Origin of the sequence: Paenibacillus sp. FSL R5-0490, from assembly GCF_001956215.1 — a bacterium.
Lineage (GTDB): Bacteria > Bacillota > Bacilli > Bacillales > Cytobacillaceae > Cytobacillus.
Genome location: NZ_MRTQ01000023.1, coordinates 72,787 through 84,669, shown reverse-complemented (window position 1 = coordinate 84,669; position 11,883 = coordinate 72,787). Strand labels below are relative to the sequence as shown.

Genomic DNA, 11,883 nt, shown 5'->3' with positions numbered 1-11,883 from the left:
GCGGAGATCTTAGCGACACTAGAACGCGACTAACAATCAGTGGGGGATAAGGAAAACCCCCACTGATTGAAGTTTCACTTTATTTTTCTTGTTTTCAGCGCTTTTGTTTGTTAAAGTAATCCTAGTTGCAATGTTATACATAGAGGAGGATTTTTATTATGAAAATGATGGATGCCAATGAGATTATTTCTTTTATCCAAAACAGCACAAAATCCACACCTGTAAAGGTTTATATTAAAGGTGATTTAGAAGGAATCGACTTCGGAGCCTCAGCTAAGTCCTTTGTAAATGGCAGCACCGGGGTAGTGTTTGGTGAATGGTCTGAAATTAGCCAGGCGATTGAAGCAAACCAGTCAAAAATTGAAGATTATGTAATTGAGAATGACCGCAGAAACTCAGCGATTCCATTGCTGGATATGAAAAATATTAAAGCGCGCATTGAGCCGGGTGCCATCATCCGTGACCAGGTAGAAATCGGCGATAACGCTGTAATCATGATGGGTGCCTCTATAAATATCGGATCAGTGATCGGTGAAGGCACAATGATCGATATGAATGTTGTACTTGGCGGAAGAGCTACAGTCGGCAAGAATTGCCATATTGGAGCAGGAACTGTATTGGCAGGCGTTATTGAGCCTCCTTCAGCAAAACCTGTTGTTGTAGAAGATGATGTAGTAATCGGAGCAAATGCAGTGGTTCTCGAAGGTGTAACTGTTGGCAAGGGTGCTGTAGTCGCTGCTGGTGCCATTGTCATTGATGATGTACCTCCATATACAGTAGTGGCAGGCACACCAGCTCGTGTGATTAAAGAGATTGATGAAAAGACTAAGTCTAAGACAGAAATTAAGCAGGAACTTCGCCAATTATAATAGCTTAAAAAGCGTGGATCTCGATCCGCGCTTTTTTCTAAAGGGATAATTCATGATTGCTATTGTGTGAAGAAATATATAGGGGCATTTTTAACAAGGGGGAAGCTAGTTTGGTCTCAAACAATCCATTCGTTTTATTACGGCGGGAGCTGCATAAAATACCGGAGTTAGGGTTCCGTGAATTTAAAACACAGCAGTTTCTATTAGATTACCTGTATTCTCTCCCTCAGGACAATTTGGAAATTAAACCTTGGAAAACGGGTATTTTTGTGAAAATCAAAGGCAGGAATTCCTCCAGGCTGATTGGTTATCGAGCTGATATAGACGGCCTCCCAATTACAGAGGAGACAGGCCTGCCGTTTAAATCAGAGCATAATGAGCAAATGCATGCCTGCGGACATGATTTTCATATGTCAATTGCACTTGGCCTAATAACGAAATTCATAGAAGAACGCGTTAACGATGATTTACTGTTTATATTTCAGCCAGCTGAAGAAGGGCCTGGCGGGGCAGAACCTATGCTTAAATCTGAAATAATGAAGGAATGGAAGCCGGATATGATATTGGCCCTCCATATTGCTCCGGAATATCCTGTCGGAACCATCGCATTGAGGGAAGGCTTGCTTTTTGCAAATACGTCGGAGCTATTTATTGATTTAAAGGGAAAAGGGGGGCATGCCGCATATCCGCATAATACCAATGATATGGTCGTGGCAGCATGTACCCTGGTCAGCCAGCTTCAGTCCATCATTTCGAGGAACGTTGATCCCCTTGACAGCGCAGTCGTTACAGTTGGAAAAATTACAGGTGGCACTGTTCAAAACATCATAGCTGAAAAAGCAAGGCTTGAAGGTACCATTCGCACTCTGTCTCCAGAATCAATGAAAAAGGTAAAAAGCAGAATTCAGGCACTTGTTAAAGGTATTGAAGTGGGGTATGAATGTGAAGCTTCAATCGACTACGGAAGCATGTATCATCAGGTTTACAATGAGGAAACCTTAACAAGGGAATTCATGGATTTTGCACGCACGAATACAGACATAAATGTGGTTGAATGCCGTGAAGCCATGACAGGTGAGGATTTCGGCTATATGCTTGAAGAAATTCCAGGCTTCATGTTTTGGCTTGGCGTTGACTCAGAATATGGACTTCATCACGCCAGACTGAATCCAAATGAAAATGCAATCGAAACTGCAATTGAATTGATTGCAGCATATTTAAAATATAAAGGCTAAAGCATATATAACTATAAAAAAGCTGATTTCATAAACCCTTTTAGGATCTGCGAAATCAGCTTTTTTGCTTTCGCTTTATCGCAGTCTAACGGGCAGTAAAATCCCTATTACAAGATTCAGAGGAGCCAAAGGGGGATAAGGAGGGGTCAAACTGCCCGTAAAGGCCCGATTGGTACAACTAACAATCAGTGGGGATAAAGATCCCCACTGATTGAAGTTTCACTTTATCCGGCAGCACTATCTGTTCCTGCCTGTTTTTGAATAAGCACCTGATGGGGGAATGGAATTTCAATCCCGCTGGCTTCCAAAGCTTCCTTCAGTGCTTTTTTAAGCTGCCGTTCGACAGTCCATTGTTCCATGTTTTCTGTCTTGGCTATGATTCTTAGTACAACATCAGATGAACCTAATGTTTGGACGCCAATGACATTCGGGCCCTCAACAATCGCCTGGTTTTCCTGAGCGATCCTGTCGCATGCTTCCTGAAGGACTGCGATCGCTTCATCAATATTGTCATCATAAGAAATTCCTATATCCACCAGTGCACGCATGTTTCCGCGTGAATGGTTGCTCAGACTGGTAATCTCCCGGTTCGGCAGATAATGTAAAGTTCCGTCAAATCCTCGAATTTGAGTGGTTTTTAATCCAATCTGCTCCACTATTCCTGAGTAGCTTCCAGTTGTTACATAATCGCCTACATCAATTTGCCTCTCCAGCAAGATAAAAAATCCTGTTACTACATCGCTGACAAGACCCTGTGCTCCAAAGCCGACTGCTAAACCGATTACTCCGGCACCAGCAAGAATGGCAGTTGCCTTTATCCCGAAAATTTGCAGAATTGTAACAGCGAAAATGAAAATAAGAGCATAGGAGAATATGTTTTCAGCAAGACTTAGAAGTGTTTTCGACCTTCCGGGAGATATTCTTTCCTTTTTCGCAATTCCCTCAAAGCTTTTTTGGATGATTTTGTTCCCAGCTGATTTAACAATCACAAATGCAAAATAGATAGCAGCAATTTTTAATAGAAGAAGGCCAGCATCAATCAGCAGGGCTTCCCAATTTAATTGTGAAAAATTTAGATATTCCATCTTCCACTGTCCTTTCATTATTATTAAAGTCATCATTCTATCGCAACAGTGATTTAGATGCAAACGGTTAGCCTTCCAGCAGATTCATTACTTGAAAGAACAACAGATTCCTGCTTCTTAAAATGAATATAAAAAAAGTGCTAAATCAACCAAAAAGGGGTGGAAAAATACTTCGAAACTCGATATATTTAATATTACGTTCTAACTTTTCTAATTTTTCCGCAAATTAAAAGGGGGTATGCAGATGGAAACATTTAAAAAGTTAAAGCAATATTATTGGCCATTTAAACATTACTTTATTTGGTCCATATTTTTTCTGTTTATTGTGACAGCGATAACGGTTGTGTATCCAATGATCCTGCAGGTGACCATTGATGAAGTTGTCATTGGAGGAAATTATGGGTGGATCCCTTATTTGGCTTTAGGCTTTATTGCCATAATGGCCGTGAAGGGCGCAGCGACTTATATCCATCAGTACACGGGTGATTTATTTGGAATCACATCGGTCTATAAGCTTAGAAATGTACTTTATGAAAAACTGCAGTTTCTGCCCTTCAGGTATTATGATAATGCAAAAACAGGAGATTTAATGTCCCGGCTCACTGCAGATGTTGAGGGATTCCGTTTCTTTCTTTCATTCGGATTTTCTGAACTCATTCGTTTTTGTTTATTGATCCTCATCAGTATGTCGGTTATGTTTTATTATTCTGTTTCACTTACTATTGTCACACTTATTACCCTGCCTTTTCTTGCAGTAGTCACCTTTAAATTCGACAAGGCTGTACATCCGGCTTTCCGGGGTATCCGGAAATCATTCGGGCGCCTTAATACAAAGGTTCAGGAGAATATAAGCGGAATTAATACTGTGAAGTCATTATCACGGGAAGACTTTGAGATTAATAAATTCAACGGCTCTAACAGCGATTATAAGGATAAATATCTTTTTACATCCGATATTTGGGCCAAATACTTCCCGTTAATGGAATTTCTCGGCAATTTAAGTGTTGTACTGCTTCTGGCTTACGGCGGTTATCTTGTTATGGCCGGCAGTCTGAATCCAGGGGAACTTGTTGCATTTTACAGCCTTGTCTGGTATATTATGTGGCCAATTATGAACTTAGGCTTTATAGTTAACCTATTTTCACAGGCAAAAGCCTCCGGAGAGCGTCTCATTGAGATTCTTGAAGCAGATAATGAGATTGAGGATACTGATTCATGTGTTAATGCAGAACGTTTGCAGGGAGAGGTGGAATTCCGCAATGTTACCCTGAAATATACGAAGGATGACAATGATGCTTTATCGAATATCTCCTTTCATGCTGAGGCGGGAAAGGTAATTGGGTTAATCGGCTCTACGGGATCAGGTAAAACGAGCTTAACGCAGCTTATGACAAGGTTTTATGAGCCAGTTGAAGGCAGTGTGATGATTGATGGGATAAATGTGCAGGATTACTCTCTTCAGTCTCTGAGAAGAAACATCAGTTTTGTTCTTCAGGAATCCTTCTTGTTTTCTTCTTCGATTAAAGCAAATATTGCTTTTGGGAAGCCTGACTCAACAATGGAGGAAATTATTGAAGCTGCCAAACGTGCACAGGCTCATGAATTTATCATGGAGCTTCCTGATCAATACGATTCCGTTCTTGGAGAGAGGGGCATGGGGCTTTCAGGCGGCCAGAAGCAAAGGATAGCGATAGCAAGGGCTATTTGTGCTGATCCAAGCATTTTAGTTCTTGATGATGCAACAAGCGCCGTGGATATGGAAACAGAATTCAGAATACAAAAAGCTTTGAAAGAAGTAATGGCTGATCGAACTACTTTTATCATTGCCCATCGGATTTCTTCCCTTAAGCATGCAGATGAAATACTTGTGCTTGATAGCGGGAGAGTAGCTGAACGGGGGACACATGATAAGCTGCTTAAAAATAATGGCCCATATCAGCGGATTTACGATATTCAATATCAGGACCGGGATAAGGTTCTCCAATCAAATGCAGGCTAGGAGGTGCGTCCTTGGAAAAAACTAAAACAGAAAATGACAAAGTGTTAAACAGGTTCCAATATTCTGCTGACGAAGTGATCGAGAAGCCATTTAATTGGAAGCAGATGCTGCGATTATTCAGTTATATGGAGCCGTACAGGAAAAATTTACTCCCGCTCTCCGTTATAATGGTATTAATAAATACGGCAGTCAGACTAATCATTCCTATCTTGATTGGTGTGTATACGTTAGATAAGGCATTAATTGAAAAAGACGGCAGGCTGCTTGGCATCCTGGTTTCATTGATTGGAGTGCTTTACACCATTTCATACGCTGCAAACTACTGCAGGATTAAATGGATGAATAAGCTTGGCCAAAATATTATTTACGATCTTCGAAAACATTTATTTACACACGTGCAGACACTTTCGCATCGTTTTTTTGATCAGCGTTCAGCAGGATCCATACTGGTAAGGATCATGAATGATATTAATTCTCTTCAGGAGCTTTTTACTAATGGAGTTATAAATCTGCTGATGGATTTGATCATGCTGGCAGGGATTTTCATTATTTTATTCACACTAAGTCCGGAACTGACCTTGGCAATAATGGTCATCCTGCCCATCATGTTTTTTATTTCAACCAGTTTGCGGAGAAATATCCGCAGGTCATGGCAAACTGTCCGATTAAAACAATCCAAATTGAATTCTCACTTAAATGAGAGTATACAGGGAATAAGGATTACCCAGTCTTTTACACAGGAAAAAGAGAATATGGCATTCTTTGATGGTGTGAACACAGAAAACTTTGAAAGCTGGAGGGTTGCCTCCCAGAAAAACGCTATGTTCAGACCGCTGGTTGAATTGACCAATGCCCTGGGTACTGCTGTATTGATTTGGTTTGGAGCCCATCTGATTCAGACAGGGTCAATATCAATCGGCGTATTTGTTTCTTTTGCCTTTTATTTAGGGATGTTCTGGGAGCCAATTTCTCGTCTTGGTATGGTTTATAACCAGCTTCTCATGGGGATGGCTTCCTCTGAAAGAATCTTTGAGTTTCTTGATGAGAAGCCAATTGTATCAGAAAGAAACAATGCGGTGAATTTGCAGGAGATAGAAGGCAAGATAGAATTTGAGAATGTCACTTTTTCTTATGATGAAAAAAGAATAGCCCTAAATGAAGTTTCCCTTAAGATAAAAGCAGGGCAAACAGCAGCACTTGTCGGTCATACAGGATCTGGAAAAACAACGATAGCGAATTTAATCAGCCGTTTTTATGATCCCACAGGAGGCACTGTAAAAATAGATGACTATGATTTAAAGGATGTTTCTTTATCAAGTTTGCGCAAGCAAATCAGTGTTGTGCTGCAGGATACTTTCATATTTTCCGGCACAATCTGCGATAATATCCGTTTTGGCAGGCCTGATGCAACGGATGAGGAGGTAGTGGAAGCAGCCAAAGCTGTCGGTGCACATGGATTCATTGAAAAACTTTCAAAGGGATATGAAACCGAAGTGGAGGAAAGAGGGAATGTATTATCGGTCGGTGAGAGGCAGCTGCTCTCCTTTGCCCGCGCATTGCTTGCAGACCCGCGTATTCTTATACTTGATGAAGCTACAGCAAGTATTGATACAGAGACAGAGATGAAGATCCAGCAGGCATTAAAGACCCTTTTAAAGGGCAGAACGGCTATCATTATCGCCCATAGGCTATCGACTATTCGGGAATCCGATCAAATATTCGTGCTCGATCATGGAAATATTTTAGAACAGGGGAATCATGAGGAATTGATGAATGCGAAAGGTGAATATTTCCATTTAGTTAAGGCACAATTTAATATGCTGGAAGCAATTTAATGAATAGATTAAAACCTCCAGACGGGGGTTTTATTTCTGCCAGGAAGTAATTCTAATAGCTATCTATTCAGCTCTGTACGCTATTATGTTATTATTGTCTATATTGCTAACTTTGCTGGGGGAAGATAGGATGAAGAAAGAATTTGCTGTAATCGGACTTGGACGTTTTGGAGGAAGCATCTGCCATGCTCTTGCTGAAGAAGGTATGGAGGTTATGGCGATTGATGTTAATGAAGACCGTGTGAATGAATTTGCGAGAGTTGCTTCGCACGCAGTAGTTGGCGATACTACTGACGAATCCGTAATCAAGAGTTTGGGAATACGCAATTTTGACCATGTCATTGTAGCGATTGGAGATAATATTCAGGCCTCTATCCTGACTACCTTGATTTTAAAAGAGGTGGGAGTTAATAAGATTACGGTTAAGGCGCAAAATGATTATCACGCTAAGGTATTGAGGAAAATTGGAGCCGATCATGTTGTTCATCCTGAAAGGGATATGGGCAGAAGGATTGCCCATAGTATTGTTTCAAATAATGTACTGGATTATCTGGAACTCTCTGATGAACATAGCATAGTAGAAATCGTAGCTAATGAAAAATTGGCCGGCCACAGCATAATAGATCTGGATATCCGGGCAAAGTACGGAATCAACATCGTTGCAATTAAAAGAAAAAATGAAATTATCGTTTCTCCGCAGGCGAATGAAAAAATACAATTTGACGATATTCTTATTGTTATTGGAGCAGATGTGGACATCAACCGGTTTGAAAAGAAAGTGATGTCTTAATAGGCAAAAGGCTGTATCTCTCATTTGAGCGATACAGCCTTTTTTTAGTATATATTTATAGCTCTTGGTTTTAAACTTCCATGATAATCGGCAAAATCATTGGACGGCGCTTTGTTTTTTCATATAGGAATGGTGCAAGAGTATCAGTAATTTCATTCTTGATTTCTGACCATTGAGTTGTTCTGCGTTCCATAACCTTGCTTAAGTGTTTTGTGATGAGTGCTTGTGCATCATTGATTAAATCTCCGGATTCCCTCATATAGACGAATCCGCGGGAAATTAAGTCAGGTCCTGCAGCAATTTTGAAATCCTTCATATTAATGCTCACTACAACAACCACTAAACCTTCTTCAGAAAGAATGCGGCGGTCACGCAAAACAATATTTCCGATGTCACCGATTCCGCTTCCATCAATATAGACAGAACCAGACGGGATTTTTCCTGCTACCTGAGCAGAATCTTCGCTGAGAGCCAGAACTTCACCATTATCCATGATAAAGCAGTTCTCTTCCTCTACTCCACAATCTACAGCCAATTTGGCATGCATTTTCTGCATTCTGTATTCACCATGAATCGGCATGAAGAATTTGGGCTTTATTAAACGAAGCATTAGTTTCTGTTCTTCCTGGCCGCCATGTCCGGATGTGTGAATATCGCTTAATTTACCATAAATGACTTCGGCACCTGCACGGGAAAGTCTGTCAATCGTTCTGCTGACACTGATGGTGTTCCCTGGAATAGGTGAAGAAGAGAATACAACAGTGTCACCAGGAATGATCTGTATCTGGCGATGCGTTCCATTAGCAATTCTAGAAAGGGCCGCCATCGGCTCTCCCTGGCTTCCTGTACAAAGAATGGTCACCTGGTTCGCTGGAAGTCTGTTAATTTGATGTGCATCAATAAACGTATCTTTAGGTGCCTGAATATATCCTAATTCCTGTCCTATATTTATGGCTGCTTCCATACTTCTGCCAAAGACAGCAATTTTCCTGCCGTTTGTAACGGCTGCTTCAGTCACCTGCTGAAGACGGTGGATATTAGAAGCGAATGTGGCAAAGATAATCCGTCCTTCAACCTTACGGAAGATGTCATGAATGCTGTCGCCAACTCGGCGTTCAGACATGGTGAATTCTGGTATTTCACTGTTTGTACTGTCGGAAAGCAGGCAAAGGACGCCTTCTTTACCGATTTCGGCCATTTTCGTCAGGTTCGCAGGCTCTCCTACAGGGGTAAAATCAAATTTGAAGTCCCCGGTATGAACAACTTGTCCTGGCGGTGTTTTGACAACGATTCCATATGAATCAGGAATACTATGAGTTGTTCTGAAGAAAGTCACGGAAGTTTTTCTGAATTTAATGATATCATCTTCCTTGATTTCATGAAGAGTAGTCTGTCTTAATAGACCGTGTTCTTCAAGTTTATTTCTCAGAAGCCCTAGAGCCAGCTTTCCGCCGTAAACAGGTATATTGACTTCTCTTAGAAGGTATGGAATTCCTCCAATATGGTCTTCATGTCCGTGGGTAATAAATAATCCCTTTATCTTGTCTTCGTTTTTAACTAAGTAAGTGTAATCAGGAATAACATAATCGATTCCGAGAAGCTCGTCCTCCGGAAATTTGATTCCGGCATCAATCAGGATAATTTCATCCTGGAATTGAACCGCGTAAGTGTTCTTTCCGATTTCACCAAGTCCGCCCAGGGCGAAAACGGCTGTTTGATCATTTTTAACAAATTTCATAAATTACTCAATCTCCAATACTTTAAAGTCTTCACTTTGTTTTTCATATTCCAGGAAATCTCCTTGAACAGATGCTACAAATTCAATATTATAGTTGCGGTCAGCGAGCTTTTTTCGAACGTCTCTTTCAGAATCGCCTTCCACAAAGATCGTTTTTGTTTTTTCCCTAACCGGTACCTCTGTCTTGGACTCCTGATAATATACCTTGAAAATCATTTCTATCTCTCCTTAATCCGATAAAAAACTTTTATCTAATATATAAAATAATAACATGTATTACATGTTTTTTCCTGCGGGATATGAATATTAATTCTTTTAGATGCTAATACGCTTCCGAATCTATGTAAAAAAAGTATACTGATAACCAATTTACAATAAGGAAGGAGCCCTTCGCAAGTTTGAAGGGCTCAAATTTGTCAGGCAATAGATTTTTTTCGAAGCATTTCATTCCACTGTTTTAAAAGCTTCTTTCTCAGCTTCTTTAACATAGTGGATCAACTCCTTACTTTCTATTTTAAACGATCCTTGTCCAAAGTAAAGGCAGCAAGGACGTTTTCACACGTTTTTTGTAATTAATGTGGCTTTTTTACAGCTGTCCAGCTCCACCGGGCTGCTTTTTATAGTCTGCGTTCTTCGCGGGCAAGGAGATTCCGCTTTTATTAATTATATTATATGGTAAAATAACTGAATTTATCGTGGGTAAAAATGGAAATTACCATTCTTTCCAGCAATGAAATTGACTTTTTTACTTTATGGGTTTAGTGTTTTATTACGATAAATTATGTAATAAAAGCCAGCAGAATATTGCTTGAAAGGAAGATTGTTTTATATGAAAAAGATTGTTTTCTTTGATATAGATGGGACCTTGTTGGATCACGAAAAAAATTTGCCGGATAGTACGAAAGAGGCAATTGATAAGCTGAAAAAGAATGGGACATTTGTGGCGATTGCTACCGGCCGAGCTCCTTTCATGTATGAGAACTTGCGCAGTGAGCTTGATATTGATTCATTTGTCAGCTTTAACGGACAATATGTTGTATTTGAAAACGAGCCGATATACCGTAATCCTCTAAAAACAGCTGAAATTGAAAAGCTATATCGGCATGCACAGTCAAACGGACATCCATTAGTGTTTATGAATGAGAAAACAATGAAAGCCTCAATTTCCCATCATCCATTTATAGAGGAAAGCATGGGGAGCTTAAAGTTCCCGCATCCTGAGGAAGACCGGGAGTTTTACAGCGGCAGGGAATTATATCAATCATTGCTGTTCTGTGAGGAAAAAGATGAGGAAAAGTATATTTCTTCATCTGCATATCCTGACTTTGGCTTTATCAGATGGCATCCATATTCCGTAGATGTATTGCCTGCTGGCGGGTCCAAAGCTGAAGGGATAAAGCAAATGATTAAAAGGCTTGGATTTGATTTGAAGGATGTATATGCCTTTGGAGATGGGCTCAATGATATAGAGATGCTGAATGCTGTCGGAACGGGGGTAGCAATGGGCAATGCAGAAGAAGTGGTTAAGAAAGCAGCAGACCACGTAACATCAGGAGTGGACCAGGAAGGAATCTGGAAGGGACTAAAAGAACTCCAATTAATATAGCAGAGAAAAAGCCTCCGTTTTCATAGCTGGAGGCTTTCTTTTGTAATGCTGCGAATGCTTCGGGCATTCTATCGTTCTACAGCAATGGCATTTTCGATTGGCTCAAACGGATTTTGTTTGTTTATGTGATCATAAAACATAATTCCGTTTAAATGATCAATCTCGTGCTGGAAGACAATCGCAGGCAGCCCTTTCAGCTTGAGTTTTACTTCATTGCCATCCAGGTCAATGCCCTTAACAGTAACTTTTGAATATCTGGGTACAAAACCGGGTATGGATTCATCAACAGACAGGCAGCCTTCTCCTGCAGCCAGATAAGACCGCTGCACAGAATGGCTGATGATCTTAGGGTTGAAGAATGCATAACTGAAGAGCTCGCCGTTATAGGTTACATGGACAGCAATCATCCTCTTGGAAATATTAATTTGAGGAGCAGCTAATCCAATGCCTGCCCTTAATCCATATTTAGCAGCAAGCTCAGGATTCTGGCTGTTTTTCACATATTCCATCATTTCCCTCAGGGTTTGTTTTTCTTCTGCAGATGGAGGCATGTTTACTTCCGCGGCAATTTTCCTTAATGTTGGATGGCCATCACGTATAATATCTTGCATGCTCAGCATGATTATCACTCCCGCTATGTAATAAAGAATAAAAAAATGGCTAAATTAATGGCACAAAGACCATATGGAAAAGCCGAAGGTTTGCCAGGCATTACGTTAATATTAA

10 protein-coding genes are annotated in these 11,883 nt (G+C 40.4%); 6 read left to right on the top strand and 4 right to left on the bottom strand.

Going from position 1 to position 11,883, the window contains the following annotated elements:
• Nucleotides 1-158: 158 nt before the first annotated feature.
• Nucleotides 159-869 carry a 2,3,4,5-tetrahydropyridine-2,6-dicarboxylate N-acetyltransferase gene (dapD, locus tag BK139_RS18330; protein WP_048010648.1) on the top strand — a complete coding sequence of 237 codons (711 nt, stop codon included), beginning with the start codon at nucleotides 159-161 and terminating at the stop codon, nucleotides 867-869.
• Between the two features lie 110 nt (nucleotides 870-979).
• A complete protein-coding gene (locus BK139_RS18325; RefSeq protein ID WP_076261636.1) occupies nucleotides 980-2,104 on the top strand; it encodes an N-acetyldiaminopimelate deacetylase in 1,125 nt (374 codons plus the stop codon).
• Between the two features lie 224 nt (nucleotides 2,105-2,328).
• On the opposite strand, the gene BK139_RS18320 is transcribed toward BK139_RS18325, so the two are convergent.
• Nucleotides 2,329-3,189: a mechanosensitive ion channel family protein gene (locus BK139_RS18320; RefSeq protein WP_076261633.1), complete on the bottom strand. Its 861-nt coding sequence runs from the start codon at nucleotides 3,187-3,189 to the stop codon at nucleotides 2,329-2,331.
• 244 nt (nucleotides 3,190-3,433) lie between these two features.
• On the opposite strand from BK139_RS18320, the gene BK139_RS18315 reads away from it, so the two are divergent.
• The 3 genes from BK139_RS18315 to BK139_RS18305 all read left to right on the top strand — a co-directional run bounded on the left by BK139_RS18315 (nucleotide 3,434) and on the right by BK139_RS18305 (nucleotide 7,813).
• Nucleotides 3,434-5,188: an ABC transporter ATP-binding protein gene (locus BK139_RS18315; protein ID WP_076261630.1), complete on the top strand. Its 1,755-nt coding sequence runs from the start codon at nucleotides 3,434-3,436 to the stop codon at nucleotides 5,186-5,188.
• 11 nt (nucleotides 5,189-5,199) lie between these two features.
• Nucleotides 5,200-7,023 (top strand): ABC transporter ATP-binding protein, encoded by a 1,824-nt coding sequence (locus BK139_RS18310; protein WP_076261627.1) that lies wholly within the window; start codon nucleotides 5,200-5,202, stop codon nucleotides 7,021-7,023.
• Between the two features lie 130 nt (nucleotides 7,024-7,153).
• Complete coding sequence (locus BK139_RS18305) at nucleotides 7,154-7,813, top strand: potassium channel family protein (protein ID WP_061794223.1); 660 nt, start codon at nucleotides 7,154-7,156, stop codon at nucleotides 7,811-7,813.
• A gap of 70 nt (nucleotides 7,814-7,883) precedes the next feature.
• Here the strand turns inward: BK139_RS18305 and rnjA are convergent, their stop codons facing one another.
• Together rnjA and BK139_RS18295 are read right to left on the bottom strand one after the other, a co-directional pair.
• Complete coding sequence (gene rnjA, locus BK139_RS18300) at nucleotides 7,884-9,551, bottom strand: ribonuclease J1 (protein ID WP_035328584.1); 1,668 nt, start codon at nucleotides 9,549-9,551, stop codon at nucleotides 7,884-7,886.
• A 3-nt stretch (nucleotides 9,552-9,554) separates the two neighbouring features.
• Nucleotides 9,555-9,767: a DNA-dependent RNA polymerase subunit epsilon gene (locus tag BK139_RS18295; RefSeq protein ID WP_035328587.1), complete on the bottom strand. Its 213-nt coding sequence runs from the start codon at nucleotides 9,765-9,767 to the stop codon at nucleotides 9,555-9,557.
• Between the two features lie 613 nt (nucleotides 9,768-10,380).
• Here BK139_RS18295 and BK139_RS18290 point away from each other — a divergent pair.
• Nucleotides 10,381-11,157 (top strand): Cof-type HAD-IIB family hydrolase, encoded by a 777-nt coding sequence (locus tag BK139_RS18290; protein WP_076261625.1) that lies wholly within the window; start codon nucleotides 10,381-10,383, stop codon nucleotides 11,155-11,157.
• A gap of 68 nt (nucleotides 11,158-11,225) precedes the next feature.
• Here the strand turns inward: BK139_RS18290 and def are convergent, their stop codons facing one another.
• On the bottom strand, nucleotides 11,226-11,777 hold the full coding sequence (gene def, locus BK139_RS18285) for a peptide deformylase (RefSeq protein ID WP_076261622.1): 552 nt from the start codon (nucleotides 11,775-11,777) through the stop codon (nucleotides 11,226-11,228).
• Nucleotides 11,778-11,883: the final 106 nt, after the last annotated feature.